This window comes from Acidovorax sp. SDU_ACID1, from assembly GCF_045291395.1.
GTDB lineage: Bacteria > Pseudomonadota > Gammaproteobacteria > Burkholderiales > Burkholderiaceae_C > MR-S7.
The window spans coordinates 2,639,486-2,665,811 of the sequence record NZ_CP152342.1; the positions used below are offsets into that span (position 1 = coordinate 2,639,486).

Genomic DNA, 26,326 nt, shown 5'->3' on the forward strand with positions numbered 1-26,326 from the left:
GTGTCTTCCACACCGGCCCGCCTCGCCCGCACCCTCTCCTGCGCCGCTTTCGCCGCCGCGCTGTGCCTGCCCGCCATCGCACAGGCGCGCGAGTTCGTCAGCATCCACGGCAATACGGTCAATGTCCGCACGCAGCCCACGACGCGCTCCGCCACGGCGTGGGAGCTGGGGCGCGGCTACCCGCTGCAGGTCGAGCAGCGCAAGGGCCAGTGGCTCAAGGTACGCGACCATGAGGAGACGCTGGGCTGGGTCTTCGCACCGCTCACGGCCAAGACGCCCCACCGCGTGGTGACCGCGCGCACCGCCAACCTGCGCGCCGGCCCGGGCACCCAGCACAAGCGCGTGGGCCAGCTGGAGCAGCACGAGGTGATGCGCACGCTGGGCCGCTCGGGCACCTGGGCGCAGGTGCAGCGCGCCAGCGGCCAGAAGGGCTGGGTGGCCCAGCGGCTCACCTGGGGCTGGTGACGATGCGCTGCGCCACGGGCGCATAGCCGTGGTTGAGCGGGCCATGGCCATGGCCCGTGCGCACGTCGGCCCCCGCGGCGATGGCGCCCAGGATGTAGACGCGCGCGAGCTCCACGGCTTGCGGCAGCGCATGGCCCAGCGCCAGGTGCGCGGTGATGGCCGACGACAGCGTGCAGCCCGTGCCATGGCCGTTGTGCGTGGCGATGCGCGGGGAGGCCAGGCGGTGGAGCCCGCCGCCGGGCAACGCCAGCACGTCCACCACGCGCTCGCCCGGCAGGTGGCCGCCCTTGAGCAGCGCGGCGCGCGCGCCCAGGTCCAGCAGGCCGGTGGCGGCAGCGTCCAGCTGGTCCTCGGCGGCGAGCGTGCGGCCCAGCAGCAGGCCCGCCTCGTCCAGGTTGGGCGTGACCACGGAAGCCAGCGGGAACAGCTCGCGCACCAGCACGCCCACCGTCTCCTGGGCGATCAGGCGGTCTCCGCTGGTGGCGACCATCACGGGGTCGAGCACTACGTGGGGCAGGCGGTGGCGGCGGATGGCGTCGGCCACCACGCGCACCACCTCGGGCGCATGCAGCATGCCGATCTTCACCGCATCCACGCCGATGTCCTCCACCACTGCATCGATCTGCGCGGCCAGGAACGCGGGCGGCACGCCATGGATGCCGCACACGCCCTGCGTGTTCTGCGCAGTCAGCGCGGTGATGGCCGTCATGCCGTAGCAGCCCAGGGCGCTGAAGGTCTTGAGGTCGGCCTGGATGCCCGCGCCGCCGCCGCTGTCGGAGCCGGCGATGGACAGCACGCGCGCATAGCGCCGGGCCGGAGTCGGTGTTTCTTGCGTCATGACAAAAATTATCAACCGTAAGGACACTGCCCCTGTGCTGTAATTCCCAGCACGGACGAAACAGGGGTGTCCCTGCCATTGGGGCAGGCGGCTGAGAAAGACCCTCACACCCGATCCAGATCATGCTGGCGTGGGAAGTTTCAGGCCTCGGTGCCACGCTCTGTCTTGTCCCGTCCTTGGAACAACGATGCCTGCGCACCCTCTTCTTCGCTCCCCCGCTTCCATCACCCTCCTCGGCGCCGGTCTCATGGGCCGGCTGCTGGCCGTGGAGCTCGCGCGCCAGGGCCACAGGGTCGAGGTGCACGAGGCCGGCGGCCCCAGCGCCGAAGGCTCCGCGGCGCGCGTGGCAGCCGCCATGCTGGCGCCACTCGCCGAATCGGCCGTGACCGAGCCCGGCGTGGTGCGCATGGGCCAGCATGCGCTGGGACGCTGGCCCGCGCTGCTGGCGCAACTGGCCGGGCCCGTCTTCTTCCAGCAGGAGGGCACCCTCATTCTCTGGCACCGGCAGGACGCGCCCGAGGCCGCACGCCTGCGCCACAAGCTGGAGCAGACGCAGGCCACCGTGCCCGGCCTGCCCGCGCTGCAGGTGCTGGACGCGGCCGGCGTGGCGCAGCGCGAGGGCGCCGTGGCGGGCCGATTCCACCAGGGGCTGTACCTGCCCGGCGAAGGCCAGCTCGACAACCGCCAGCTGCTGGCCGCGCTGGCCGCCACCATGGAACAGCTGGGCGTGCGCACGCACTGGCACAGCACACGCGCGCCGGGCGACTTCCAGCCCGGCGGCGCGGGGCAGCCGGACTGGGTCATCGACTGCCGCGGCCTGGGCGCACGCACCCAGTGGCAGGCGCTGCGCGGCGTGCGCGGCGAGGTGGTGCGCCTGCACGCGCCGGACGTCACGCTGCAGCGCCCCACGCGCGTGGTGCACCCGCGCTACCCGATCTACATCGCGCCCAAGCAGGAGCACGTGTTCGTGATCGGCGCGACGGAGATCGAGTCCGACGACCTCTCGCCCGCCAGCGTGCGCAGCGCGCTGGAGCTGCTCAGTGCCGCCTATGCGGTGCACCCGGGCTTCGCCGAGGCGCGCATCCTGGAGATCGCCACCCAGTGCCGCCCCACCCTGCCCGACAACCTGCCCGCCGTGCGCGTGGTGCGGCAGCGCGTGCTGGAGGTCAACGGGCTGTACCGCCACGGCTTCATGATCGCCCCCGCGCTGCTCGACGTGGTGCTGCAGGTGCTGAACACGGGACAATCCGCGCTGGCCTCCGATTTCGCGCTTTCGCTTTCACTGCCCTCATGAACGTCCTCATCAACCAGACCGCCACCGAGTTGCCCGTCGGCGCCACCGTGGCCGACGCCGTGGCCCACCTGAATCCCAAGCCCCCTTTCGCCGTGGCCGTGAACCTGCAGTTCGTGCCCCGCGCCGGCTATGCCGCGCACGCGCTGCAGGCGGGCGACAGCATCGAAATCATCGCTCCCGTCACCGGAGGCTGAGAACACCATGACCCACACCACCGACGACGCGCTCGTGCTCTACGGCCAGCGCTTCCAGAGCCGCCTGCTGCTGGGCACGGCGCGCTACCCCTCTCCCGCCGTGCTGGAGGCCGCCGTGCGGCGCGCCCGCCCGGCCATGGTCACCGCGTCGCTGCGCCGCCAGGGCAGCAACGCGGCCGAGACCGGCAGCAGCTTCTGGGAACTGCTCAGGCAACTGGACGTGCCCGTGCTGCCCAACACCGCCGGCTGCCACAGCCTGCAGGAAGCCATCACCACCGCCCACATGGCGCGCGAGGTGTTCGACACGCCCTGGATCAAGCTGGAGCTGATCGGCGACGACTACACGCTGCAGCCCGACACGCTGAACCTCGTGCAGGCGGCCGAGCGGCTGGTGAAGGACGGCTTCCACGTGCTGCCTTATTGCACCGAAGACCTCGTGCTCTGCCAGCGTCTCGTGGACGTGGGCTGCCAGGCCGTCATGCCCTGGGCCGCGCCCATCGGCACCGGGCGCGGCCCGGTCAACCCCTATGCGCTGCAACTGCTGCGCGAGCGCCTGGCCGTGCCCATGCTGGTGGACGCGGGCCTGGGCCTGCCCTCGCATGCCTGCCAGGTCATGGAATGGGGCTACGACGGCGTGCTGCTCAACACCGCCGTGGCGCTGGCGACCGACCCCGTGGCCATGGCCGGTGCCTTCGCCGACGCCGTGTCCGCCGGCCGCGCCGCGCGCCAGGCGGGCGCGATGGCGCCGCAGGAGGCGGCCCAGCCCAGCACCCCCGTGCTGGGCACGCCGTTCTGGCACCACACGCAGGGCTGACCCATGAGCGACGACCTGCAGCAGGCCATCCTGCGCCACCACGCGCCACGCTTCGCGGGCTTTCCCGCGCAGCCCATGCCGGAGTCCACGTCCGGCGACCCGGTCTACCGCGCCGCACTGGCCGCGTGCAGCCAGCTCGGCTTCATCGCGCACGACGCCGACTGCCTGGCCCGTGCCTGGAGCGCCCAGGCGCTGCGCCTGGGCCATTTCGACGCGGCCCTCTGGCCCGATGCGCCGCAGGATTTCGGCCTGCAGCCGCGCCCGCACGCCCTGCCCTTCGCCTCCTGCCCGCAGCGGCTGAGCCTGTACGCAGTGCTGCCCGATGCCGCCTGGGTGGGCCGCATGGCGCGCGCCGGCGTGCCCACGGTGCAACTGCGCTTCAAGAGCACGGATGCCGACGCCATTGCGCGCGAGGTGCGCGCGGCCGTGCAGGCCGTACAGGGCACCGGCGCCCTGCTGTTCATCAACGACCACTGGCGCGAGGCCATCGCCGCCGGCGCCTATGGCGTGCACCTGGGCCAGGAAGACCTGGACGCGCTGCACCCCGACGACCTGCGCACCCTGCGCGATGCCGGCCTGCGCCTGGGCGTCAGCACCCACGGCTACGCCGAGATGGTGCGCGCCGATGCCGCCTGCCCCAGCTACGTCGCCATGGGCGCCGTGTTCCCCACCACGCTGAAGAAAATGGCCACGGTGCCCCAGGGCGTGGCGCGCCTGCAGGGCTATGCACGGCTGATGCGCGGCTACCCGCAGGTGGCCATCGGCGGCATCGGCCTGGCGCAGTTCCCCGAGCTGCTGGCCACCGGCGTGGGCTCGATCGCCGTGGTGCGCGCCATCGTCAACGCCGAACAGCCCGAGGCCGCCGCCGCGCAGCTGATGGCGGCGATGGACAGGGCCTAGGGCGTGTCATCCATCAAATCCCCTACGCGCTGGCCCCGCAATGGGGATGGATGCGCGAAGCGCGGCGCAGCCAATAGCCGCAGCTATTGGCAAGCCGTGCGACAAAGCAGACGCCCCATTGCGGGGCCAGCCCGAAGGAGGGGCATGCGGGCGGCGCATTGCGTCGTTGCGGCTCGCTTGTGTAGCAAAGGTACACGGCACTCACCGCTGCCATAGCACTGCACCGCCCGCATGCCCCTCGCGTGGGGGATTTGATGGATGACACGCCCTAGCCCCGCAGGTCCTTGCGTTCCAGCTCGAAGCGGATCTCCATCTTGTCGTCCTCCATGCCGAAGCCCACGGGCTGGCCCGGCGCGGGCGCGGCCGTGGCGGGCACGGGCGGCAGGTCGCTGATGGTGATGGGTGGCGGGTCGGTCAGGTCCACGTCCAGCATGGCTTCCGAGATCGGCCGCTGCGCCAGCGGCGCATACCCCGACTCCTGCAGCGACAGATCTCCCGCCAGCGAATCGAGCGAACGCGGCGCGGCCCCAGGCGGCAGGGTGGGCGCCTCCCACGGCGTGGTGCGCTGGCGCGGCGAAGACGCGCCGCGCAGGTGGGCGGGCACGGTCTGCACGATGGACAGGAGCAGCAGCAGGTCGTCGTAGGCCGCCAGGTCGAAGGGTTCCACGGGGTCCGCCCCTCGCGGCGGAACAGGAAGCCATCGAGCACCGCCATCACCTCGGGCGAGGCCCACACCCTTTCGATGTGCGCCAGCGCCTCGGGATAGTTTTCCAGGGCACGGCCGTGCTGGTGGAACTGCGAGAACGGCGGCACGCGGGCATTGAAGTGCGCATGGAAGCGCTCGCGCAGTCGCTCGAAGCCCTCCGCGCGGCCCAGCATGTGGTGCAGGCGCAGCAGTTCCAGATACGCCACGGGCGAGGCCTCGCCATGCTCGGCCACGTGCTGCTGCAGCGTATCGATGGCCTGCTCGTGTTCGCCGACGGAAATGAAGAACTCCGCCTGCTGCAGCACGTCGAAAAGAGCCTCGGGATGCACCGTCTGCTGCGCCCGCGGCGGCGAGGCGGAAGCCGGCACGGCTGCCGGCGACGGAGGCGGCATGGGCAGCGTGGGCTCGCCGCCGTCCTGCGGCGGCTCCCAGAGCTGCGCCGCGCCGGAGGACTGCACCTCCTGCGGCGGCGCATCCATCTCGGCCAGGGCAGCATCGCTGTCCCAGTCGTCCCGCGGGTCCGCGGCGAAGGAGGCCACCGAATGCTGCCAGTCCTGCTCCGCCTGGCGCCGCGCGCGGCGCAGCAGCCAGGCGATGCACAGCACGGCCAGGGCCAGCAGCCCCGCGAGTGCATAGACCACGGTGGCGGGAAAGCCCTGCGACTCTACCTGGGCCAGGCGCTGGCGCAGCTCGGCCACCGTGGCCTTCTCCGTCTCCAGCCGCGCGCGCTGGGCGTCGGCGGCAGCCTCCAGCTTGCGCAGGCGGGATTCGAGCGACTGCACCTCCTCCGCCGGCACCGCCGCGGCCTGCGCGGCAGAGGCCGCAGCCGCGGGCAGCGCCGGGGCGGAGGCCGCCGCCTGGGGCGCCTCGGGCCGCAGGTCCCACGGCTCCATGACCAGGCGCGGTGCGGGCGGCGGAGCGGCAGCGGGCGCCACCGGCCGGGCCTGGCGCGTGGCGCTGGCAGGCGCCGCGGCGGCCGGCTTGCGTGCGGCCGCGCGGCGCGGGCGTGCCTGGGTCGGCGCACCCGATGCGGCCCGCGCAGGGCGCGCCGCCGGAGGGGCGGGCGTTTCGGCGGCCGTGTCGGCGCGAGCTGCGGCAGCCCCGCCCAGGCGGGCGATGTCGATGGGCTGGCCGGTCGCCACGGCCATGCTCGGCAGGTCCGCCAGGAAGGTGTAGGTGCGCGACACCCGGCCCTCGCAGCCTGCGACCAGCGTGGCGGTGAGCACGGGTTCGTCCACGGCGACCGTGGTCTGCACGCGCACCAGTGGCACAGGCCCGCCCTCCATGGGAGTGACCTGGATGCGTGCCGAAGGGAGAGGATGGGAGCCGGCGACCAGGCGGGCGGAGATGCAGGAGGAAGCCAGGTCCTTGCCCGGATCGGGACGCACCTCGAACGCCAGATCGACCGCCGCCCCCAAGGTCACTGCGCCCCGGCTGTCTCCGAGGGAAAGCGCTGCTGCGCCGCAGGCCACGGCGAACAGGCAGGCGCCGACGATTGCGTTACGAGTGCTCACAATAGTGTCAATTTGTGAATCGATTTTGACACAGAACGTCCCTGGATCGCCACAGGGATAATGCCGCGCATGCAACTCGATTTCACACGCATCGGCGTCGTCGGCACGGGCGCCATGGGCCGGGGCATCGCCCAGATCGCGGCCCAGGCCGGCAGCACGGTTTATCTCCACGACAGCCAGCCCGGCGCGGCCGAGGCCGCGCGCGACCACCTCCACCAGCAGTGGCTGCGCATGGCGGACAAGGGCCGCATCGACGCGGGGCAGCCCCAGCTCTGGCGCGACAAGCTGGTGCCCGTCGCCTCCCTCGGCGAGCTGGCGCCGTGCACGCTGGTGGTGGAAGCCATCGTCGAGCGGCTGGACGCCAAGCGCGAGCTGCTGCTGCAGCTGGAATCCATCGTCGCACCTGACGCGGTGCTGGCCAGCAACACCTCGTCGCTGTCGATCACGGCGGTGGCCGCAACGCTTGCCCGCCCGGAGCGCGTAGCAGGTTTCCACTTCTTCAATCCCGTGCCGCTGATGAAGGTGGTGGAGGTGGTGGCCGGCCTGCGCACCGGCGCCGCCGTCTGCGAACGCCTGGCCCGCTACGCACGCGCCATGGGCCATACGCCCGTGATGGCGCAGGACACGCCGGGTTTCATCGTCAACCATGCCGGGCGCGGCTACGGCACCGAGGCCCTGCGCATCGTCAGCGAAGGCGTGGCCGATTTCGCCACGGTGGACCGCATCCTGCGCGACCAGGTGGGCTTCAAGCTCGGCCCCTTCGAACTGCTGGACCTGACGGGGCTGGACGTGTCGCACCCGGTGATGGAATCCATCTACCACCAGTTCTACGACGAGCCGCGCTTTCGCCCCAGCGCCATCGCCGCGCAGCGCCTGGCCGGCGGACTGCTGGGGCGCAAGTCGGGCGAGGGCTTCTACCGCTACGTGGACGGCACGGCCCAGGTGCCGCCCGAGCCCGCGGCCCCGGTGGTGACCGAGATGCCGCCCGTGTGGGTGTCCACGCGCGCGGCGCGGCGCGCGGAGCTGTACCAGCTGCTCAAGGACCTGGGCGCACGCATCGAGACCGGCACGTCGCCATCCGCCCAGGCGCTCACGCTGGTGGCGCCGCTGGGCTTCGACGTGACCACGGTGGCCGTGGTCGAGCGGCTGGACCCGGCGCGCACCGTGGGCATCGACATGCTCATCGACGACGCCGCCACCCGGCGCCGCGTGCTCGCCACCAACCCCGCCACGCGCGAGGACATGGCCGCCGCCGCGCACGCCCTCTTCGCGCGCGACGGCAAGGCCGTGAGCGTGATCCGCGACTCGGGCGGCTTCGTCACGCAGCGCGTGGTGGCCACCATCGTCAACATCGCGTCGGACATCTGCCAGCAGCGCATCTGCACGCCCGCCGACCTGGAGACCGCCGTCACCCTGGGCCTGGGCTACCCGCTCGGCCCGCTGGCGATGGGCGACCGCTGGGGCCCCACCAACATCCTCGAAGTCCTGTTCAACATGCAGACCGTCTATGGCGACACGCGCTACCGTCCCAGCCCCTGGCTGCGCCGCCGCGGCGCCATCGGCCTCAGTTTGACGCATCCCGAAAGCTGACATGCCCGCCGAACTGCAAAGCACCAGCCAGGGCCAGACCCTGGTCCTCACCATCCACCACCCGGAGATGCGCAACGCGCTCGACCCGGCCATCTACGCCGCCGGCATCGAGGCCTTGAACGTGGCCGAACGCAGCGCCGACGTGCGCAGCGTGGTGCTCACCGGCGCGGGCGGCACCTTCAGCGCGGGCGGCAACCTGCAGCGCCTGCAGGCGCGCCGCCAGCAGGGCGCGCAGGAGCAGGCGCGCGGCGTGGAGGCGCTGCACGACTGGGTGGAGGCGATCCGCACCTTTCCCAAGCCCGTGGTCGCGGCCGTGGAGGGGCATGCGGCGGGCGCGGGCTTCTCGCTGGTGCTGGCCTGCGACCTCGTGGTGGCGGCGCGCAACGCGCTCTTCGCCGTGAGCCACGTCGGCGTGGGCCTCTCGCCCGACGGCGGCGCCACCTGGAGCCTGGGCCGCATGCTGCCGCGCCAGCTCGCGGGCGAGCTGCTGCTGTGCGGCAGCCGCATCGACGCGGCGCGCCTGCAGGCGCTGGGCGTGGTCAACCAGCTGGCCGAGCCCGGCCGCGCGCTGCACGAGGCACTGGCGCTGGCCGAGCGCCTGAACGGGCGCGCGCCCAACGCGCTCGCCAGCATCAAGGAACTGCTGGACGATGCCTCCCGCCACACGTTCACCGAGCAGCTGGCGCACGAGCGCGACCACTTCGTGCGCAACCTGCAGCACGCCAATGCCGGCGAAGGCATCGCGGCCTTCCTGGAAAAGCGCGCGCCGCGCTACCAATAAAAAAAGCAGGCGCACTCGCTGCGCCCTGCCCCGCGCGCGACAGCCTCCTGCCGCGCCGCCGGTCCCCCACGCGACAATGGGCCGCAACCGCAGTCACGCAAACGACAGACCATGGACGAGCCGATTCTTACCATCGAAGAACGCGAGGCGATCAATACCGGTCGCTGGTTTTCCTCCCTCTCTCCCTCACTGCGTCACGACATCCTGCGATGTTCCTACGTCAAGCGCTTCAAGGACGGCGCGCTCATTGCGGCGCGCGGCGACCCGCCCGAGGAGTGGATCGCCTGCGCGCGCGGCGCGGTGCGGGTCAGCTCCACGTCGCTGTCGGGCAAGCAGATCACGCTGACCTACGTGGAGCCGGGCATCTGGTTCGGCGACGTGGCGATCTTCGACGGCGACCGGCGCACGCACGATGCCTATGCGCATGGCGACACCACCATCGTCTGCGTGGCGCGGGCGGACTTCCGCAAGATCCTCGCGCAGCACACCGAGCTGTACGAGGCCATGCTGCGCCTGCATGCGCGGCGCATCCGCCAGCTGTTCGGGCTGGTGGAAGACCTCAACACCCTGCCGCTGCGCGCGCGCCTGGCCAAGCAGCTGCTGCACCTGATGCGCAGCTATGGCGTGACCAGCCTGTCCAACGGCGACGAGATCCGCATCAGCCTGCAGCTGGCGCAGGAGGAGCTGGCGCAGTTGCTCGGCGCATCGCGCCAGCGCGTGAACCAGGAGCTCAAGGCCATGGAGCGCGAGGACGTGATCCGCATCGAGCCGGCCGGCCTGGTGGTGCGCGATCGCGCCGCGCTGCTGCGCATCGCCGAGACCTGAGGCTTTCGAAAACCATAGCTGCCAGCGCTTACCTGGCAAGGGTTTCAGCATCAAAAGTGCCGAAATCCCTTGCCAGGCAAGCGCTGGCAGCTCTTTTTTGTGACTGGACCCTTGCCCCCATGAGCGACTTCGACCACTTCATCGGCACCCGCCCCGTCTCCGCGCAGCATGCCTTCGACACCGGGGCGCTCGGCGCCTGGCTGGCGCAGCATGTCGAGGGCTTCGCCGGGCCGCTCTCGGTGGAGATGTTCAAGGGCGGGCAGTCGAACCCCACCTACAAGCTGCTTACCCCCGGCGCCAGCTACGTGATGCGCTCCAAGCCCGGGCCGGCCGCCAAGCTGCTGCCCTCGGCCCACGCCATCGAGCGCGAATACGCCGTGATGCGCGGCCTGGCGGGGACGGATGTGCCCGTTCCGCGCATGCTGGCGCTGTGCGAGGACGAATCGGTCATCGGCCGCGCCTTCTACATCATGGAGTTCATGCAGGGCCGCGTGCTGTGGGACCAGTCGCTGCCCGGCATGCAGCCCGCCGAGCGCGCCGCGCACTACGACGAGATGAACCGCGTCATCGCCGCGCTGCACGGTGTCGATTTCGCCGCGCGGGGCCTGGCGGGCTACGGCAAGAGCGGCAACTACTTCGAGCGCCAGATCGACCGCTGGAGCAAGCAGTACGTGGCCTCCATCACCCAGCCCATTGCCGAGATGGACCGGCTCATGCAGTGGCTGCCCGCCCACATGCCGGCCAGCGCGCGCGACGAGAGCCGCGTGTCCATCGTGCACGGCGATTACCGGCTGGACAACCTCATGTTCCACCCCACCGAGCCGCGCGTGATCGCCGTGCTCGACTGGGAGCTGTCCACGCTGGGCCACCCGCTGGCCGACTTCGCCTACCACTGCATGAGCTGGCACATCCCGGCCGCGCTCAGCCGCGGCATCGGCGGGCTGGACCTGGCCGCGCTGGGCATCCCGGCGGAGGACGCCTACATCCGCCGCTACTGCGAGCGCACGGGCATCGCCGACGTCGATGCGCTGCGCGCCGACTGGAACTTCTACCTCGCCTACAACATGTTCCGCATCGCGGCCATCCTGCAGGGCATCGCCAAGCGCGTGGAGGCCGGCACGGCCGCCAGCGCCCAGGCCAGGGCCGCGGGCGCCACCGCGCGGCCCATGGCCGAGCTGGCCTGGTCCTTCGCGCAACGCTGAGCTTCTTTCCGACCTCTGAAGGGAATCCCCATGGACTTCGACTACTCTCCCAAAACCAAGGAACTGCAGGCCCGGCTGACGCAGTTCATGGACGAGCACATCTACCCCGCCGAGAAGGCCTATGCCCAGGAGATGGCCGCCAACACGGCGGCCGGCAACCGCTGGCAGCCGCTCAAGACCATCGAGAACCTCAAGCCCAAGGCCCAGGCCGCAGGCCTGTGGAACCTGTTCCTGCCGGTGGACACGGCCGAGGCCTCGGGCTACCACGGCGCGGGCCTCACCAACCAGGAATACGCACCGCTGGCCGAAATCATGGGCCGCGTGCTATGGGCCAGCGAAGTGTTCAACTGCTCCGCGCCCGACACGGGCAACATGGAAACCATCGCGCGCTACGGCTCCGAGGCCATCAAGGCCGAGTGGCTGGGGCCGCTGCTGGAAGGCCGCATCCGCTCGGCCTTCGCGATGACCGAGCCCGACGTGGCCTCCAGCGACGCCACCAACATCTGCACGCGCATCGAGCGCCAGGGCGACCATTACGTCATCAACGGCCGCAAGTGGTGGACCAGCGGCGCCAACGACCCGCGCTGCAAGGTCTTCATCACCATGGGCAAGACCGATCCCGAGGCGCCCAAGCACTCGCAGCAGAGCATGATCGTGGTGCCGGCCGGCACGCCCGGCATCACCGTGGTGCGCGCGCTCAACGTGTTCGGCTACGACGACGCGCCCCACGGCCATGCCGAGGTCGTCTTCGACAACGTGAAGGTGCCCGTGGAGAACATCCTGCTGGGCGAAGGCCGCGGCTTCGAGATCGCGCAGGGGCGCCTGGGCCCCGGGCGCATCCACCACTGCATGCGCCTGATCGGCCAGGCCGAGCGCGCGCTGGAGCTGATGTGCCGGCGCGCCAGCAGCCGCGTGGCCTTCGGCAAGCCGATCGCCGCGCAGACCGTGACGCAGGAGCGCATCGCCGAGGCGCGCTGCAAGATCGACATGGCGCGCCTGCTCACGCTCAAGGCCGCCTGGATGATGGACACCGTGGGCAACAAGGTGGCCAGGACCGAGATCGCCATGATCAAAGTCGTCGCCCCCAGCATGGCCTGCCAGGTGATCGACTGGGCCATGCAGGTGCACGGCGGCGGCGGCGTGAGCGACGATTTCCCGCTCGCCTACGCCTACGCCAACGCCCGCACGCTGCGCTTCGCCGACGGCCCCGACGAAGTGCACCGCAACGCCATCGCCAAGTGGGAGCTGGGCAAGTACGGCAGCTACGGCCGCGATGCCCATGTGCCCGTGACGCGCGGCGCCTGATTCAAAATGAGAGCTGCCAGCGCTTGCTGGGCAAGCGCTAGCAGCTCTTTTCATGCGCATTCCACAGCGGACGTTTTCATTACGTAAAATGGCCGGCTTTTGGGAGCCTCTTCCATCGCCATGAAGAAAAGCCATCCGGACATGCCGCCCAAGCCCAGCGTCCAGGTGCTGGAGCGCATGTTCCAGTTGATCGATGTCCTGGCCTCGCGCGAGGAGGCCATCTCGCTGAAGGAAATCAGCGAGAAGACGGGTCTGCACCCGTCCACCGCGCACCGCATCCTCAACGACCTGACCATCGGCCGCTTCGTCGACCGGCCGGAATCGGGCAGCTACCGGCTCGGAATGCGCCTGCTGGAGCTGGGCAACCTCGTCAAGGGACGCCTGTCCGTGCGCGACGCGGCCATGGCCCCGATGCGCCAGCTGCACAAGCTGATCCAGCAACCCGTGAACCTCAGCGTGCGCCAGGGCGACGAGATCGTCTACGTGGAGCGCGCCTACAGCGAACGCTCGGGCATGCAGGTGGTGCGCGCCATCGGCGGCCACGCACCGCTGCACCTCACCTCCACCGGCAAGCTGTTCCTGGCGGCCGACGATCCGCAGCGCGTGCGCGCCTACGCCGCCCGCACCGGCCTGCCGGGGCACACGCGCAACAGCATCACCCAGCTGCCCATCCTGGAACGCGAACTGGGCAAGGCGCGGCAGTACGGCATCGCGCGCGACAACGAGGAGCTGGAGCTGGGCGTGCGCTGCATGGCCGCCGGCGTGTTCGACGACCAGGGCCAGCTCGTGGCCGGCTTGTCCATCTCCGCTCCGGCCGACCGGCTGGACGACGGCTGGCTGCCCAAGCTGCAGGCCACCGCGGGCGAGATCTCGGCCGCCCTGGGCTACACCGCCGGCATGCGCACGGCGCTGCAGGGACCGCTGGCGTAGGCGATAAAAAAGCGCGCGGCCTCGGGCCGCGCGCCTTGCTAGGAAAAAGGCTTTCCGTCAGCCCTTGGGGCCGGCCTCCGCGTGCAGCATGATCCCGTCCATGGGATGCATCTTCTCGACCCAGGAGCGCACCCGCTCCGCGTCGCCCAGGCGGCTGAACTTGCCCGCCGAATCCAGGAACACCATGATGAGCTTGCGGCCCGCCACCTGCGCCTGCATCACCAGGCAGCGGCCGGCCTCGGAGATGTAGCCGGTCTTCTGCAGGCCGATGTCCCACGCCGGGCTACTCACCAGGCGGTTGGTGTTGTTGTACTGCAGCGTGCGGCGGCCCACGGCCACTTCGTAGCTGGGCGACGTGGACAGCTCGCGCAGCAGCGGGTCACTGTGCGCCACATTGACCAGCGTGGCCAGGTCATGGGCGCTGGACTGGTTGCGGCTGGACAGGCCGGTGGGCTCCACGTAGCGCGTGTCGGCCATGCCGAGCAGCCGGGCCTTGGCGTTCATGCGCTCCACGAAGGCCGCCAGCCCACCCGGGTAGGTACGGCCCAGCGCGTGCGCGGCGCGGTTCTCGCTGGACATCAGGGCCAGGTGCAGCATCTCTCCGCGCGTCAGCGTGGCGCCCACCACGAGGCGCGAGCCGCTGCCCTTCTCGGTGTCCACGTCGTCCTGGGTGATGGTGATGGGCTCGTCCATGGGCAGGTGCGCCTCGGAGATCAGCAGCCCGGTCATGAGCTTGGTGAGCGAGGCAATGGGCAGCACCGCATGGTCGTTCTTGCTGAGCAGCACTTCCTTGGTGTCCTGGTCGATGACCAGCGCCACGCTGGACTTCAGGTCCAGCGGATCGCTCACCTCATGCAGGCCCGCGAGCTGGCCGAACGACAGCCGCGGCGGCACCGCAGCCACGATGCGCGCGGGCGCCTTGGCGCTGCGGGCGGACACGCGCACCGCCTTGGTCGCCTTCGCGGCGGACTTGCGCGGCACCTTGGCGGCCGAGCGGTGGGTGGTGGCCGAGGCCGCGGTTTTCTTCACCGCTACCTTCTTGCGCTCCGCCGCCTGCGCGCCCGGCAGCGCGAGCGCCAGGCTGACGGCCATGAGGGCCAGGGCATGAAAAAACCGGGCGGCGGCGCGAGGACGGGCGTGCATCAGATGCTCCAGGCGGCAAAAACTGTGTGGCAGTGTACAGAATCAAAAAAGTCGCGCAAGATCAATATCTTGCGCGACTCTTTTAGAAATTGCCTCAATTATAGGCTGGCAAATCAGCCCTGCGCGGCCACGCGCTCGGCTTTACTTTGTAATTTGTTCAGGGCGCTCAGGTAGGCCTTGGCCGAAGCCACGACGATGTCCGGGTCGGCGCCCACGCCGTTGACCACCCGCCCGGCGCTCTGCAGGCGCACCGTGACCTCGCCCTGGCTCTCGGTGGAGCCGCTGATGGCATTGACCGAATACAGCACCATCTCCGCACCGCTCTGCACGTGCGACTCGATCGCCTTGAGGGACGCATCGACCGGGCCGTTGCCGTCCGACTCGCCGCGCACTTCCTTGCCGTCCACGGTGAAGACCACCGTGGCCTGCGGACGCTCGCCGGTCTCGCTGTGCTGCGCCAGCGACACGAAGCCGAACTGCTCCTTCTCGCTGGTCACGCTCTCGTCGCTCACCAGGGCCAGGATGTCCTCGTCGAAGATCTCGCTCTTGCGGTCGGCCAGCTCCTTGAACTTGGCGAAGGCGGCGTTGATCTCGCCCTCGCTCTCCAGCTCCACGCCCAGCTCCTGCAGGCGCTGCTTGAAGGCGTTGCGCCCCGAGAGCTTGCCCAGCACGATCTTGTTGGCGCTCCAGCCCACGTCCTCCGCGCGCATGATCTCGTAGGTGTCGCGCGCCTTGAGCACGCCGTCCTGGTGGATGCCCGAGGCATGGGCGAACGCGTTGGCGCCCACCACGGCCTTGTTGGGCTGCACGACGAAGCCCGTGGTCTGGCTGACCATGCGGCTGGCGGCCACGATGTGCTGGGTATCGATGTTGACCTGCAGGCCGAAGTAATCCTTGCGCGTCTTCACGGCCATGACCACCTCTTCCAGCGAGCAGTTGCCCGCGCGCTCGCCCAGGCCGTTGATGGTGCACTCCACCTGGCGCGCGCCGCCGATCTGCACGCCCGCCAGCGAGTTGGCCACGGCCATGCCCAGATCGTTGTGGCAGTGCACGCTCCACACGGCCTTGTCGCTGTTGGGCACCTTCTCGCGCAGCGTCTTGATGAAGTTGCCGTACAGTTCGGGAATGGCGTAGCCCACCGTGTCGGGGATGTTGATGGTGGTGGCGCCCTCCTTGATGACGGCCTCGCACACGCGTGCCAGGAAGTCGATCTCGCTGCGATAGCCGTCTTCCGCGCTGTACTCGATGTCGCCCGCCAGGTTGCGCGCGAAGCGCACGGCCTGGATGGACTGCTCCAGCACCTGCTCGGGCGTCATGCGCAGCTTCTTTTCCATGTGCAGCGGGCTGGTGGCGATGAAGGTGTGGATGCGCCCGCGGTTGGCCCCCTTGAGCGCCTCGGCGGCACGCGCGATGTCGCGGTCGTTGGCACGTGCCAGCGAGCACACGGTGGAGTCCTTGATCGCGTTGGCGATCGCCTGTATGCATTCGAAGTCGCCGTTGGAGCTGGCGGCGAAGCCGGCCTCGATCACGTCCACCTTCAGGCGCTCCAGCTGCCGCGCGATGCGCAGCTTTTCGTCGCGCGTCATCGAGGCGCCGGGCGACTGCTCGCCGTCACGCAGGGTGGTGTCGAAAATAATGAGTTGGTCGGTCATCGTGTGTCTCTCCATGAAATGCGATGGCGGCAATGCGTGGCGTGCCGGGCAACCCGTTAATTTAAGCGACCCGGCCGCCTGTTCAGGCGACGGCCTCCTGCGCGGCGCCTGCGGACTGCGTGCGGGCCGCCCGCAGCACGCCCGAGGTCACGGCGCGTATCGCGGCGCTGATGATGTCGTGGTCCATGCCCACGCCGAACACCTGCCGGCCGTCGTCCACGCGCAACTCCACATAGGCCGCCGCGCGCGCGTCGCCGCCCACGGCCCCGGTGCCGCCGATGGCATGCTCGTGGTAGTCCACCACCCGGATGCTGTGCCCCGTGGCCGCGCCCAGCGCGTTGACGAAGGCGTCGATAGGCCCGTTGCCCAGCCCGTGCACCGGGCGCACGCGACCCTGCCAGTCGATGCTGCCGCGCAGTTCCGTCTCCTGCACGCCATGCGCATTGGTGCGCGACGCCAGCTCGCGGTCCTGCAGCGGCGGCGTGGCATCCAGGCCGTATTCGCCGCAGAAGATGCGCCACAGGTCCGCGGCGGCCAGCTCCTTGCCCTCGACGTCCATGGCGCGCTGCACCGCCTGGCTGAATTCGATCTGCAGCCGGCGCGGCAACTGCATGCCGTACTCCGTCTCCAGCAGATAGGCCATGCCGCCCTTGCCCGACTGGCTGTTGACGCGGATCACCGCCTCGTAGCTGCGGCCCAGGTCCTTGGGATCAATGGGCAGATAGGGAATCTCCCACACGTCATCCGGGCGGCGCGCGGCGAAGCCCTTCTTGATGGCGTCCTGGTGCGAGCCTGAGAACGAGGTGTAGACGAGGTCGCCCGCATAGGGATGGCGCGCCGGCACAGGCAACTGGTTGCAGTGCTCCACCTCGGCGCGGATGGCATCGATGTCCGAGAAATCCAGCTCCGGCGAGACGCCCTGCACGTACATGTTGAGCGCGACGTTGACGATGTCGAGGTTGCCGGTGCGCTCGCCGTTGCCGAACAGGCAGCCTTCCACGCGGTGGGCACCGGCCATCAGCGCCATCTCGGCGGCGGCCGTGCCCGTACCGCGATCGTTGTGCGGGTGCACGGACAGCACCACCTCGGGCCGGCCTGCGAAGTGCCGCGCCATCCACTCGATCTGGTCGGCGAAGATATTGGGCGTGGCCGCTTCCACGGTGGTCGGCAAGTTCAGGATGATGGGACGCCCCGGGCCCCAGGCGGCGATCGCGGTCTCGCAGGCCTGCAGCGACACGTCGAGCTCGGCCAGGCTGAAGGTCTCGGGCGAATACTGCAGCACCCACTCCGTCTCGGGCCGTGCGTCGGTGAGTTCGCGCACCTGGCGGATGTGGCGCTCCACCAGGGCCATGACCTCGGGCACCTCCATGCCGAACACCACCGTACGCCACACGGGCGCCACGGCGTTGTAGACGTGCACGATGGCCCGGCGCGCGCCCTGGACGGCATCGACGGTGCGTCCGATCAGTTCCTCGCGCGCCGGCGTCATGACCTGGATGGTCACGTCGTCGGGAATGCGGTCCTCGTCGATGAGCTTGCGCACGAAGTCCCATTCGATCTGGGACGCGGCGGGGAAGCCCACCTCGATTTCCTTGAAGCCGATGCGCACCAGCATCTCGAACATCCGCAGCTTGCGCTGCAGGTCCATGGGCTCGATGAGCGCCTGGTTGCCATCGCGCAGGTCGGTGGACAGCCAGATGGGCGCACGGGTGATCTGCGCGTCGGGCCATGTGCGGTCCTTGAGCCCGATGGGGGCGAAGGCGCGGTACTTGCTGGCGGGGTTCTTCAACATGGTTGCAGGTCTTCCATTCAAGGGGGAGGAACCACCAGCAACTGCATGCAAAAACAAAACGGCCCGTTGCTGGTGCATACGGGCCGATAGGAGTGGAGTTGACGCGTGCGCTACTCTGCCTGCCCGTGGGACATCAGTAGTAGGGCTAGCGACAGGGAATGCATGGCGGCCACTGTAGCACAGATTCTCATTGGTGCAACCCGCGCTCGTCGGGCTCGTCGGTAGATGTGCTGATCACGCTGGCAGGCTTGCCCTTGGCCTTGCGCCAGGCATAGACGACGTAGCCCGACAAGCCGTACATCATGAAGATCCCGAACAGCACGCTGGGCGGATCGATGTTGATCACGGCGATGCCCAGCGCGATGAGCACGATGGCGGCGAAGGGCACGCTCTTCTTCATCTGGATGTCCTTGAAGCTGTAGAACGGCACGTTGGTCACCATCGTCAGGCCGGCGTACAGCGTGAAGGCGCACATCACCCAGGTGGTCTGCTCCCAGCTCAGCCAGCCGTCATCGCCCGGGTGCACGCCGGCCTCCGTCATGAGCCAGATGAACCCTGCCACCAGCGCCGCCGCCGCGGGCGAGGGCAGGCCCTGGAAATAGCGCTTGTCCACCACGCCGGTGTTGACGTTGAAGCGTGCCAGCCGCAGCGCCGCGCATGCGCAATAGACGAAGGCCGCGATCCAGCCCCAGCGCCCCAGCCCCTGCAGCGCCCATTCATAGGCGATGAGCGCCGGCGCCGCGCCGAAGGACACCATGTCCGACAGCGAATCCATCTGCTCGCCGAACGCGCTTTGGGTGTTGGTCATGCGCGCCACGCGGCCATCGAGGCTGTCGAGCACCATGGCGCAGAACACGCCCACCGCCGCCAGGTCGAAGCGGCCGTTCATGGCCATGACGATCGCATAGAAGCCGCCGAACAGCGCGGCCAACGTGAACAGGTTGGGCAGGATGTAGATACCCTTGCGGCGCTTGCGCACCATGATGCCCTGGCCTTCGGCAGAGTCATTGCCGTCATGCATTCAATCGACCTCCAGCGCCCATCGCACATGCGCGAGCAGCTATATTTTTAATAGTGATCCAATCCGCGCTACCGCTGCGGAAAAGGAGGCAGTGTAGCCGCAGCGCCGCACGCGAAAAAGGCCACCAAAGTGGCCTTTTTCCAGGAGTGCGTGCGGCGCATGGGGCCGCAGCCGCATCAGTTGCGCGTCTGGTCCACCAGCTTGTTCTTGGCGATCCAGGGCATCATGGCGCGCAGCTTGCCGCCCACCACTTCGATGCTGTGGTCGGCCGTGTTGCGGCGGCGGGCCGTCATGCTGGGGTAGCCGGTGCGGCCTTCCAGGATGAACATCTTGGCGTAGTCGCCGTTCTGAATGCGCTTGAGGGCGTTGCGCATGGCGGCGCGCGACTGCTCGTTGATGACCTCGGGACCGGTCACGTACTCGCCGTACTCGGCGTTGTTCGAGATCGAGTAGTTCATGTTGGCGATGCCGCCTTCGTAGATCAGGTCCACGATGAGCTTGAGCTCGTGCAGGCATTCGAAGTAGGCCATCTCGGGAGCGTAGCCGGCTTCGACCAGGGTCTCGTAGCCCATCTTGATCAGCTCGACCGCACCGCCGCACAGCACGGCCTGCTCGCCGAACAGGTCGGTCTCGGTCTCTTCCTTGAAGTTGGTCTCGATGATGCCGGCCTTGCCGCCGCCGTTGGCCATGGCGTAGGACAGGGCCAGGTCGCGCGCCTTGCCGCTCTTGTCCTGGTGCACGGCCACGAGGTGGGGCACGCCACCGCCCTGCGTGTAGGTGGAGCGCACGGTGTGTCCGGGGGCCTTGGGAGCGACCATCCACACGTCGAGGTCGGCACGCGGCACGACCTGGTTGTAGTGCACGTTGAAGCCGTGGGCGAAGGCGAGCGACGCGCCCTGCTTGATGTTCGGCGCCACGTTGTTGTTGTAGACCTCGGCGATCTGCTCGTCGGGCAGCAGGATCATGACCACGTCGGCTTCCTTGACCGCGTCGTTCACTTCCTTGACCGTCAGGCCGGCCTTGCCGACCTTGTCCCAGCTCGCGCCACCCTTGCGCAGGCCGACCACGACCTTCACGCCGCTGTCGTTGAGGTTCTGTGCGTGTGCGTGGCCCTGCGAACCGTAGCCGATGATGGCAACGGTCTTGCCCTTGATCAGGCTCAGGTCACAGTCTTTGTCGTAGAAAACTTTCATGGTCGCTCCGGTTGAAATTCTGTTGAGGGGGAAGGGAAAAGCGGGAATTGTCCTACACGCGCAGGATGCGCTCGCCGCGGCCGATGCCGCTGGCGCCCGTGCGCACGGTTTCGAGGATGGCGGTGCGGTCGATGGCCTGCAGGAAGGCGTCGTTCTTGGCCTGGTCGCCCGTGAGTTCGATGGTGTAGCTCTTTTCGGTCACGTCGATGATGCGGCCGCGGAAGATGTCGGCCATGCGCTTCATCTCCTCGCGCTCCTTGCCGACGGCGCGCACCTTGACCATCATGAGCTCGCGCTCGGTATAGGCCCCCTCGGTCAGGTCGACCACCTTCACAACCTCAATGAGGCGGTTCAGGTGCTTGGTGATCTGCTCGATCACGTCGTCCGAGCCCGTGGTCTGGATGGTCATGCGCGAGAGCGATGCATCCTCCGTGGGCGCCACGGTGAGCGATTCGATGTTGTAGCCGCGGGCCGAGAACAGGCCCACCACGCGGGAAAGAGCGCCAGGCTCGTTTTCGAGCAGGACGGCGATGATATGTTTCATGGTGATGCGATTCCTCTTTTCGCTGCCCTCCCCTGGCGCCGGTAAGCGCCAGGCTTGGCAGGCAATAGATTCGTCAAGAAAGATAGCTGCCAGCGCTTGGCTGGCAAGCGCTGGAGGCCGTTTTGATGCTTAAAGGTCTTCCGACCCCAGCAGCATTTCGGTGATGCCCTTGCCGGCCTGCACCATCGGGAACACGTTCTCGGTGGGGTCGGTGCGGAAGTCCATGAACACCGTGCGGTCCTTGAGCTTGCGGGCTTCGCGCAGCGCGGGCTCCACGTCCTGCGGGCGCTCGATGAGCATGCCCACGTGGCCATAGGCCTCGGCCAGCTTCACGAAGTTGGGCAGCGCATCCATGTAGCTATGGCTGTAGCGGCCGGAGTACTCGATTTCCTGCCACTGGCGCACCATGCCCAGGTAGCGGTTGTTCAGCGAGCAGATCTTGATCGGCGTGTTGTACTGCAGGCAGGTGGACAACTCCTGGATGTTCATTTGCACCGAGCCTTCGCCGGTGATGCAGAACACCTCGGACTGCGGCTTGGCCAGCTTGATGCCCATGGCGTAGGGAATGCCCACGCCCATGGTGCCCAGGCCGCCGGAGTTGATCCAGCGGCGCGGCTCGTCGAAGCGGTAGAACTGCGCGGCCCACATCTGGTGCTGGCCCACGTCGGAGGTGACGTAGGTGTCCGCGTCCTTGGTCATGTTCCACAGCGTCTCGACCACGTACTGCGGCTTGATGACCTCCTGGTTGCCGCGGTCGTACTTCAGGCAGTCGCGGCTGCGCCAGGTTTCGATCTGGTCCCACCAGGCGCCGAGCGCCTTGGCATCGGGGCGTGTGCTCGCCTCGCGGATCATGGAAATCAGCTCGGTCAGCACTTCCTTGACATCGCCCACGATGGGAATGTCCACCTTCACGCGCTTGGAGATGGAGGACGGGTCGATGTCGATGTGGATGATCTTGCGGTCGTTCTGCGCGAAGTGCTTGGGGTTGCCGATCACGCGGTCGTCGAAGCGCGCGCCCACGGCCAGCAGCACGTCGCAGTTCTGCATGGCGTTGTTGGCTTCGATCGTGCCGTGCATGCCCAGCATGCCGAGGAACTTGCGGTCGCTGGCCGGATAGGCGCCCAGGCCCATCAGCGTATGCGTGACCGGATAGCCCAGCATGTCCACGAGCGTGCGCAGTTCGTTGCAGGCATTGCCCAGCAGCACGCCGCCGCCCGTGTAGATGTAGGGGCGCTTGGCGGCCAGCAGCAGCTGCAGCGCCTTGCGGATCTGCCCGCCATGGCCCTTCTTGACCGGGTTGTACGAGCGCATCTCCACGCTCTGGGGATAGCCCTGGTAAGCCGTCTTCTTGAACGAGACGTCCTTGGGAATATCGACCACCACCGGGCCGGGGCGGCCGGTGCGCGCGACGTGGAATGCCTTCTTGAGCGTCACCGCCAGGTCGCGCACGTCCTTGACCAGGAAGTTGTGCTTGACGATGGGGCGCGTGATGCCCACGGTATCGCACTCCTGGAAGGCGTCCAGCCCGATCGCGGGCGTGGGCACCTGGCCGGAGATGATGACCATGGGGATGGAGTCCATGTAAGCGGTGGCGATGCCCGTCACCGCATTGGTCAGACCGGGGCCGGAGGTAACCAGCGCGACGCCCACCTCGCCCGTGGCACGGGCGTAGCCATCGGCAGCATGCACGGCCGCCTGCTCATGGCGCACCAGCACATGCTGCATGGTGTCCTGCTTGTACAGGGCGTCGTAGATGTAGAGCACCGCGCCGCCGGGGTAGCCCCAGATGTACTGCACGTTTTCGGCCTGCAGGGCCTTGACGAGGATTTCGGCGCCCATCAGTTCCTGGGAGCCGGTTGCGGGGGAGGATGCGGAAGCGTTGCCGCTGGAGGCGGCGGCCGCCGAAGCGAGTTCGGCCTTGGAGATTTCCATGATCAACCTTTGCGAATTTCTCTAACGAAAAACCTTGGGTGCTCCTCGCGCCAGCTCTTGTGAAGCCGCCTTGGAACTTGAGGCCTCGGCCATGGGCGACATGCGTACTGCGCCGGACCGGGACCCGTTTGCCTTTTTGAATTGCAGCGGCGATTATCGCACTGCGCGCCGCACCTGGCGTGCGCCTTGCGCAAATTTTTCCGGTGCGATGCCATAATCGCCCGTTTCCAAGCCCGCGCCGCGCGCGCTTCGCGCCGCCCCTGCCAGCCCTCCGCGGTTTTTTCGTCTTTTGGCCACCGAACAAGAGCTGTCCGATTTCCTCAAGAGCGTCGACAAGCGTGCCTTCAAGCGCACGCTCTACCACGTGCGCAACGAGGAGTCGGCCCTGGACATCGTGCAGGACAGCATGCTCAAGCTGGCCGAACACTACGGCGACAAGCCCCTGGCCGAGCTGCCGATGCTTTTTCAGCGCATCCTGACGAACTGCACGCTGGACTGGTTCCGCCGCCAGAAGACCCGCAACGCGCTCTTCTCGAGCATGAGCGACTTCGAGGGGCCGGGAGACGATGGCCAGGATTTCGACTTTCTCGAGGCCTACCAGTCCCCGGCGGAAGGCGAGCTGGCGCAGAGCGCGGAAGACACCGTACGCCGGGCACAGGTCCTGCGCGACATTGAGGCGGAGATCCAGGAATTACCTGCCCGTCAACGCGAAGCATTTTTGATGCGTTACTGGGAGGAAATGGACGTGGCAGAAACAGCAGCCGCCATGGGTTGCTCCGAAGGCAGTGTCAAGACACACTGCTTCCGTGCCGTCCAAACCCTCAGCAAGGCACTGAAGGCCAAAGGAATCGTGCTATGAACAGCCCCTCTCAAACCGCCGTGGATGCGTATGCACTGCGCGTGACCGCGCGCCTCACGCATGCCACCGAGGAGTTGCCCTACGACATCACCGAACGCCTGCGCGCGGCCCGCATGCAGGCGCTGGACAAGCGCAAGAAGCCCATGGCACAGGCCGTGCGCCGTGCGGAAACCGCGACGGTGCTCGTGGGCGCCGGCGGGGCTGCCGTCCTCGGCCGGGGCGGCGACGAGGGCAACTGGTGGCGCGCGCTGGTATCGGCCGTGCCGGTGGCGGCGCTGCTCGTCGGCCTGTTCTTCGTCAACATGGCCCAGGACCAGACCGTCGCCGCCGAGATCGCCGAGATCGACGCCGCCCTGCTGACCGACGACCTGCCGCCTTCCGCCTACGCCGACCCCGGCTTCCTGCAATTCATCAAGACCTCCAGCCCGGGCCAATAACCCCATGGGCCCGGGCCCATCCACCGCCTGATGCACGCATCGCACCACCGCCACCTCTCCCCTTCCCGCCAATGGCCAGTCTTCGTGCTGGCTTTTGTCTTGCTGGGCCTCCTGGCGGCGGCCGGCTGGTGGATGGCAGGCTACGTGCGCATGGCCCCCAGCACCCCCGTGCCGGCCGAGGCCCTGGGCGGCAAGCACAAGACCCACAGCGTGCTGCTGCCGCCCCAGGTACAGGCCGGCCCCGACTGGAGCGAGCTGAACACGCCGCAGAAGGAAGCCCTGTACCCGCTGGCCAACCGCTGGGCCTTCCTCAGCGAGGCGCAAAAGCGCAACTGGCTCAAGCTCGCAGCCGGCTTCCACGCCCTGTCCCCCGAGGAGCAGTCCAAGATGCTGGCCCGCATCACCGACTGGGCCAGCCTGAGCGTCCAGCAGCGCAGCCAGGCCCGGCTGAACTATGCGGCGGCCAACAAGCTGGCACCCGACAGCAAGCGCGCCCAGTGGGAAGCCTACCAGGCCCTGAGCGAAGAAGAGAAAAAGCGCTTGGCCGCCAAGGCCGCTCCCAAGCCCTCGGGCGCCGCCACAGCCGTGCGGCCCGTGTCGCCCAAGAAGCTCGCCCGCGTGCCTGCGGCCACCAATGCCGCCCCGGCTGCCCCCAACCCGCCAAAGATCCTGCCGCCCGCGGAATTCCATTCGCCCCAGGCCCTGCCGGTAGCGCCGCCGCCTCCGCCGGTTGTGGTAGAAACCGCACCCGTCGCGACGCCGTCGGCCGTTCCGGTGCCCCTGCCCCCGATGCTCCCCGCTCCCGAAGCGGAGCCGGCACCGCCTCCTTCCGACCACGCGCCCCTGTACAGCCCGTCCTAGCCGATCGCCCTTTTTTGCATGCAATCTCCCAGCCCGACCACCACTGTGGCCCCCGCGCTCTGGCGCCGCATGGCCTGCTGGTTCTACGAAGGCATGCTGATGTTCGGGCTGGTGTTCATCGCCGGCTACCTGTTCGACACACTCAGCCAGTCGCGCCACGCCCTCGCCAACCGGCCCCTGCGGATGGCGTTCCTGTTCGTGGTCTTCGGCATCTATTTCGGCTGGTTCTGGTCGCGCGGCCAGACCCTGGCGCAGAAGACCTGGCATATCCGCGTGGTGGACACCGCCGGCCAGCCCGTCACCCAGTCCCGCGCCTGCCTGCGCTACGTGCTGTGCTGGCTGTGGTTCCTGCCGCCGCTGGCGGCCTACGCACTGGGCGTTCCCGCCCTGACTACCCTGCTGCTGCTGGCCCTGTGGGTAGTGCTCTGGGCCCTGCTGAGCCGCCTCCACCCCGAGCACCAGTTCTGGCACGATGCGCTGGCGCGCACGAGGCTGGTACACCATCAACCGCGGCCCCGCGCCCACCAGGGACGCCGATAGGCCCGCCACGCCATGTCCGACACCCCTTCCGTCCACCCCCACAAGCGTCGCACCGGGCTGAACCGCCTGTGGCACGCTGCAGGCTATTCGCTGCAGGGCCTGCGCGCGGGCTGGGGCGAGAAGGCCTTCCGCCAGGAAGCCTGCCTGGCCATCGTGCTGCTGCCGCTCTCCTTGTGGGTGGGCCGCAGCTGGATGGAAGCCGCGCTGCTGGCCGCCGCCGTGGTGCTGGTCCTGGTCACGGAACTGCTCAACTCGGGTATCGAGGCGGCCATCGACCGCATTGGTCCCGAACTGCACGACCTGTCCAAGCGCGCCAAGGACATGGGCAGCGCCGCGGTGCTGCTCAGCCTTCTGCTGTGCGCCGGCATCTGGGCGGCAGCGCTCTACCAAAGGTTTGCCCATGGCTGATCCCGCCTTCTCCGTCTGCGTCTACCTGGGCTCTCGCCCCGGCGACAACCCCCTCTTCGCCGAAACAGCCACGGCCGTCGGCCGCTGGATCGGCCAGCACGGCGGGCAACTGGTCTATGGGGGCGGGCGCAGCGGCCTCATGGGCACCGTGGCCGAGGCCACCCGCCTGGCGGGCGGGCGCGTGGTGGGCGTGATTCCCCAGGCCCTGGTGGACAAGGAACTGGCCAACCACCAGTGCGACGAACTGCACATCGTCACGACCATGCACGAGCGCAAGGCCATGATGGCCGAGCGCAGCGACGCCTTCCTGGCGCTGCCCGGCGGCATCGGCACGCTGGAGGAGCTGTTCGAGGTCTGGACATGGCGCCAGCTCGGCTACCACGACAAGCCCATCGGCCTGCTGGACGTGGACGGCTACTACGCCCACATGCTGCGCTTCCTGGAGCAGGCGGTGGCGAACGGCTTCATGGGTGAATGGCAGATGGGCCTGGTGCGCACCGGCACCGAGGTCGATGCCCTGCTCTCCTCCCTGGTGCAGGACGCGGGCCTCAACGCCCAGGCAATCCCGCTGCGCAGCGTGATCTAG

The 26,326-nt window shown here is 68.7% G+C and carries 27 protein-coding genes and 1 riboswitch; of the genes, 17 read left to right on the forward strand and 10 right to left on the reverse strand.

The features are described from left to right. Positions 1–465 carry an SH3 domain-containing protein gene (locus tag AAG689_RS12970; protein WP_406622406.1) on the forward strand — a complete coding sequence of 155 codons (465 nt, stop codon included), beginning with the start codon at positions 1–3 and terminating at the stop codon, positions 463–465. On the opposite strand, the gene thiD is transcribed toward AAG689_RS12970, so the two are convergent. Then, the gene (gene thiD, locus AAG689_RS12975; protein ID WP_406622407.1) at positions 449–1,303 is read right to left on the reverse strand and encodes a bifunctional hydroxymethylpyrimidine kinase/phosphomethylpyrimidine kinase; all 855 of its coding nucleotides are present in this window, start codon (positions 1,301–1,303) and stop codon (positions 449–451) included. The genes AAG689_RS12970 and thiD overlap by 17 nt on opposite strands. Before the next feature lie 52 nt (positions 1,304–1,355). After that, a riboswitch (TPP riboswitch) is annotated at positions 1,356–1,457 on the forward strand. A 33-nt stretch (positions 1,458–1,490) separates the two neighbouring features. Here thiD and AAG689_RS12980 point away from each other — a divergent pair. Genes AAG689_RS12980 through AAG689_RS12995 form a run of 4 tightly spaced genes read left to right on the forward strand, consistent with a single transcriptional unit; the run spans position 1,491 to position 4,505 of the window. Then, positions 1,491–2,597 carry an FAD-dependent oxidoreductase gene (locus AAG689_RS12980; RefSeq protein WP_406622408.1) on the forward strand — a complete coding sequence of 369 codons (1,107 nt, stop codon included), beginning with the start codon at positions 1,491–1,493 and terminating at the stop codon, positions 2,595–2,597. Then, positions 2,594–2,791: a sulfur carrier protein ThiS gene (gene thiS, locus AAG689_RS12985; protein WP_406622409.1), complete on the forward strand. Its 198-nt coding sequence runs from the start codon at positions 2,594–2,596 to the stop codon at positions 2,789–2,791. Before AAG689_RS12980 ends, thiS begins: the two co-directional genes overlap by 4 nt. Positions 2,792–2,798: 7 nt before the next feature. Continuing rightward, complete coding sequence (locus AAG689_RS12990) at positions 2,799–3,605, forward strand: thiazole synthase (RefSeq protein WP_406622410.1); 807 nt, start codon at positions 2,799–2,801, stop codon at positions 3,603–3,605. A gap of 3 nt (positions 3,606–3,608) precedes the next feature. After that, the gene (locus AAG689_RS12995) at positions 3,609–4,505 is read left to right on the forward strand and encodes a thiamine phosphate synthase (RefSeq protein ID WP_406622411.1); all 897 of its coding nucleotides are present in this window, start codon (positions 3,609–3,611) and stop codon (positions 4,503–4,505) included. 268 nt (positions 4,506–4,773) lie between these two features. Here AAG689_RS12995 and AAG689_RS13000 read toward each other — a convergent pair whose 3' ends face one another. Continuing rightward, on the reverse strand, positions 4,774–4,938 hold the full coding sequence (locus AAG689_RS13000) for a hypothetical protein (RefSeq protein ID WP_406622412.1): 165 nt from the start codon (positions 4,936–4,938) through the stop codon (positions 4,774–4,776). Further along, positions 4,920–6,725, reverse strand: coding sequence for a FimV family protein (locus AAG689_RS13005; RefSeq protein WP_406622413.1), 1,806 nt, complete (start codon positions 6,723–6,725; stop codon positions 4,920–4,922). Before AAG689_RS13005 ends, AAG689_RS13000 begins: the two co-directional genes overlap by 19 nt. Before the next feature lie 69 nt (positions 6,726–6,794). Here AAG689_RS13005 and AAG689_RS13010 point away from each other — a divergent pair, with 69 nt between their 5' ends. From AAG689_RS13010 to AAG689_RS13035, 6 genes are all read left to right on the forward strand, one after another. Then, positions 6,795–8,315 (forward strand): 3-hydroxyacyl-CoA dehydrogenase, encoded by a 1,521-nt coding sequence (locus AAG689_RS13010; RefSeq protein WP_406622414.1) that lies wholly within the window; start codon positions 6,795–6,797, stop codon positions 8,313–8,315. Position 8,316: 1 nt separating this feature from the next. Next, entirely contained in the window at positions 8,317–9,096 is a 780-nt protein-coding gene (locus AAG689_RS13015; protein ID WP_406622415.1) for an oxepin-CoA hydrolase, alternative type, read from the forward strand. Positions 9,097–9,207: 111 nt separating this feature from the next. Next, a complete protein-coding gene (locus AAG689_RS13020; protein WP_020227702.1) occupies positions 9,208–9,921 on the forward strand; it encodes a Crp/Fnr family transcriptional regulator in 714 nt (237 codons plus the stop codon). A gap of 119 nt (positions 9,922–10,040) precedes the next feature. Further along, the gene (locus AAG689_RS13025) at positions 10,041–11,123 is read left to right on the forward strand and encodes a phosphotransferase (RefSeq protein ID WP_406622416.1); all 1,083 of its coding nucleotides are present in this window, start codon (positions 10,041–10,043) and stop codon (positions 11,121–11,123) included. A 30-nt stretch (positions 11,124–11,153) separates the two neighbouring features. After that, positions 11,154–12,428, forward strand: a complete 1,275-nt coding sequence (locus tag AAG689_RS13030; RefSeq protein WP_406622417.1) for an acyl-CoA dehydrogenase family protein — start codon at positions 11,154–11,156, stop codon at positions 12,426–12,428. A 120-nt stretch (positions 12,429–12,548) separates the two neighbouring features. Beyond that, a complete protein-coding gene (locus AAG689_RS13035; RefSeq protein ID WP_034690177.1) occupies positions 12,549–13,358 on the forward strand; it encodes an IclR family transcriptional regulator in 810 nt (269 codons plus the stop codon). 57 nt (positions 13,359–13,415) lie between these two features. On the opposite strand, the gene AAG689_RS13040 is transcribed toward AAG689_RS13035, so the two are convergent. The 7 genes from AAG689_RS13040 to AAG689_RS13070 form a co-directional block, all read right to left on the reverse strand. Continuing rightward, positions 13,416–14,501 carry a serine hydrolase gene (locus AAG689_RS13040; protein ID WP_024001067.1) on the reverse strand — a complete coding sequence of 362 codons (1,086 nt, stop codon included), beginning with the start codon at positions 14,499–14,501 and terminating at the stop codon, positions 13,416–13,418. Between the two features lie 113 nt (positions 14,502–14,614). Beyond that, positions 14,615–16,153, reverse strand: a complete 1,539-nt coding sequence (locus AAG689_RS13045; protein ID WP_020227707.1) for a 2-isopropylmalate synthase — start codon at positions 16,151–16,153, stop codon at positions 14,615–14,617. A gap of 82 nt (positions 16,154–16,235) precedes the next feature. Continuing rightward, positions 16,236–17,945, reverse strand: coding sequence for a 2-isopropylmalate synthase (gene leuA, locus AAG689_RS13050; RefSeq protein ID WP_406622418.1), 1,710 nt, complete (start codon positions 17,943–17,945; stop codon positions 16,236–16,238). A gap of 187 nt (positions 17,946–18,132) precedes the next feature. Next, complete coding sequence (gene pssA / locus AAG689_RS13055) at positions 18,133–18,966, reverse strand: CDP-diacylglycerol--serine O-phosphatidyltransferase (RefSeq protein WP_020227709.1); 834 nt, start codon at positions 18,964–18,966, stop codon at positions 18,133–18,135. A gap of 176 nt (positions 18,967–19,142) precedes the next feature. Then, positions 19,143–20,159, reverse strand: a complete 1,017-nt coding sequence (ilvC, locus tag AAG689_RS13060; RefSeq protein WP_020227710.1) for a ketol-acid reductoisomerase — start codon at positions 20,157–20,159, stop codon at positions 19,143–19,145. Positions 20,160–20,211: 52 nt separating this feature from the next. Further along, on the reverse strand, positions 20,212–20,703 hold the full coding sequence (gene ilvN / locus AAG689_RS13065) for an acetolactate synthase small subunit (RefSeq protein ID WP_020227711.1): 492 nt from the start codon (positions 20,701–20,703) through the stop codon (positions 20,212–20,214). Positions 20,704–20,832: 129 nt separating this feature from the next. Then, complete coding sequence (locus tag AAG689_RS13070) at positions 20,833–22,635, reverse strand: acetolactate synthase 3 catalytic subunit (protein ID WP_406622419.1); 1,803 nt, start codon at positions 22,633–22,635, stop codon at positions 20,833–20,835. A gap of 289 nt (positions 22,636–22,924) precedes the next feature. Between AAG689_RS13070 and AAG689_RS13075 the strand changes: the two genes are divergently transcribed. The 6 genes from AAG689_RS13075 to AAG689_RS13100 are packed head-to-tail and all read left to right on the forward strand — an operon-like array spanning position 22,925 to position 26,326. Beyond that, entirely contained in the window at positions 22,925–23,494 is a 570-nt protein-coding gene (locus AAG689_RS13075; RefSeq protein WP_020227713.1) for an RNA polymerase sigma factor, read from the forward strand. Further along, positions 23,491–23,931 (forward strand): DUF3619 family protein, encoded by a 441-nt coding sequence (locus tag AAG689_RS13080; RefSeq protein WP_406622420.1) that lies wholly within the window; start codon positions 23,491–23,493, stop codon positions 23,929–23,931. The genes AAG689_RS13075 and AAG689_RS13080 overlap by 4 nt, the downstream gene beginning before the upstream one ends. A 30-nt stretch (positions 23,932–23,961) precedes the next feature. Further along, positions 23,962–24,792: a DUF3106 domain-containing protein gene (locus AAG689_RS13085; protein ID WP_406622421.1), complete on the forward strand. Its 831-nt coding sequence runs from the start codon at positions 23,962–23,964 to the stop codon at positions 24,790–24,792. An 18-nt stretch (positions 24,793–24,810) separates the two neighbouring features. After that, the gene (locus tag AAG689_RS13090; RefSeq protein WP_406622422.1) at positions 24,811–25,332 is read left to right on the forward strand and encodes an RDD family protein; all 522 of its coding nucleotides are present in this window, start codon (positions 24,811–24,813) and stop codon (positions 25,330–25,332) included. 12 nt (positions 25,333–25,344) lie between these two features. Continuing rightward, on the forward strand, positions 25,345–25,740 hold the full coding sequence (locus tag AAG689_RS13095; protein ID WP_406622423.1) for a diacylglycerol kinase: 396 nt from the start codon (positions 25,345–25,347) through the stop codon (positions 25,738–25,740). After that, a complete protein-coding gene (locus AAG689_RS13100; RefSeq protein ID WP_406622424.1) occupies positions 25,733–26,326 on the forward strand; it encodes a TIGR00730 family Rossman fold protein in 594 nt (197 codons plus the stop codon). Before AAG689_RS13095 ends, AAG689_RS13100 begins: the two co-directional genes overlap by 8 nt.

Excerpts from the sequence above, each read along its gene's own strand:
- AAG689_RS13030 (WP_406622417.1), top strand. The coding sequence starts at position 11,154 with ATGGACTTCGACTACTCTCCCAAAACCAAGGAACTGCAGGCCCGGCTG.
- leuA (WP_406622418.1), bottom strand. The coding sequence starts at position 17,945 with ATGTTGAAGAACCCCGCCAGCAAGTACCGCGCCTTCGCCCCCATCGGG.
- ilvN (WP_020227711.1), bottom strand. The coding sequence starts at position 20,703 with ATGAAACATATCATCGCCGTCCTGCTCGAAAACGAGCCTGGCGCTCTT.
- ilvC (WP_020227710.1), bottom strand. The coding sequence starts at position 20,159 with ATGAAAGTTTTCTACGACAAAGACTGTGACCTGAGCCTGATCAAGGGC.
- AAG689_RS13015 (WP_406622415.1), top strand. The coding sequence starts at position 8,317 with ATGCCCGCCGAACTGCAAAGCACCAGCCAGGGCCAGACCCTGGTCCTC.
- AAG689_RS13045 (WP_020227707.1), bottom strand. The coding sequence starts at position 16,153 with ATGACCGACCAACTCATTATTTTCGACACCACCCTGCGTGACGGCGAG.
- AAG689_RS13025 (WP_406622416.1), top strand. The coding sequence starts at position 10,041 with ATGAGCGACTTCGACCACTTCATCGGCACCCGCCCCGTCTCCGCGCAG.
- AAG689_RS13100 (WP_406622424.1), top strand. The coding sequence starts at position 25,733 with ATGGCTGATCCCGCCTTCTCCGTCTGCGTCTACCTGGGCTCTCGCCCC.
- AAG689_RS12990 (WP_406622410.1), top strand. The coding sequence starts at position 2,799 with ATGACCCACACCACCGACGACGCGCTCGTGCTCTACGGCCAGCGCTTC.
- thiS (WP_406622409.1), top strand. The coding sequence starts at position 2,594 with ATGAACGTCCTCATCAACCAGACCGCCACCGAGTTGCCCGTCGGCGCC.
- AAG689_RS13000 (WP_406622412.1), bottom strand. The coding sequence starts at position 4,938 with ATGCTGGACGTGGACCTGACCGACCCGCCACCCATCACCATCAGCGAC.
- AAG689_RS13080 (WP_406622420.1), top strand. The coding sequence starts at position 23,491 with ATGAACAGCCCCTCTCAAACCGCCGTGGATGCGTATGCACTGCGCGTG.
- AAG689_RS13010 (WP_406622414.1), top strand. The coding sequence starts at position 6,795 with ATGCAACTCGATTTCACACGCATCGGCGTCGTCGGCACGGGCGCCATG.
- pssA (WP_020227709.1), bottom strand. The coding sequence starts at position 18,966 with ATGCATGACGGCAATGACTCTGCCGAAGGCCAGGGCATCATGGTGCGC.
- AAG689_RS13020 (WP_020227702.1), top strand. The coding sequence starts at position 9,208 with ATGGACGAGCCGATTCTTACCATCGAAGAACGCGAGGCGATCAATACC.
- AAG689_RS13035 (WP_034690177.1), top strand. The coding sequence starts at position 12,549 with ATGAAGAAAAGCCATCCGGACATGCCGCCCAAGCCCAGCGTCCAGGTG.
- AAG689_RS13095 (WP_406622423.1), top strand. The coding sequence starts at position 25,345 with ATGTCCGACACCCCTTCCGTCCACCCCCACAAGCGTCGCACCGGGCTG.
- AAG689_RS13090 (WP_406622422.1), top strand. The coding sequence starts at position 24,811 with ATGCAATCTCCCAGCCCGACCACCACTGTGGCCCCCGCGCTCTGGCGC.
- AAG689_RS13070 (WP_406622419.1), bottom strand. The coding sequence starts at position 22,635 with ATGGAAATCTCCAAGGCCGAACTCGCTTCGGCGGCCGCCGCCTCCAGC.
- thiD (WP_406622407.1), bottom strand. The coding sequence starts at position 1,303 with ATGACGCAAGAAACACCGACTCCGGCCCGGCGCTATGCGCGCGTGCTG.
- AAG689_RS13085 (WP_406622421.1), top strand. The coding sequence starts at position 23,962 with ATGCACGCATCGCACCACCGCCACCTCTCCCCTTCCCGCCAATGGCCA.
- AAG689_RS12980 (WP_406622408.1), top strand. The coding sequence starts at position 1,491 with ATGCCTGCGCACCCTCTTCTTCGCTCCCCCGCTTCCATCACCCTCCTC.
- AAG689_RS12995 (WP_406622411.1), top strand. The coding sequence starts at position 3,609 with ATGAGCGACGACCTGCAGCAGGCCATCCTGCGCCACCACGCGCCACGC.
- AAG689_RS13040 (WP_024001067.1), bottom strand. The coding sequence starts at position 14,501 with ATGCACGCCCGTCCTCGCGCCGCCGCCCGGTTTTTTCATGCCCTGGCC.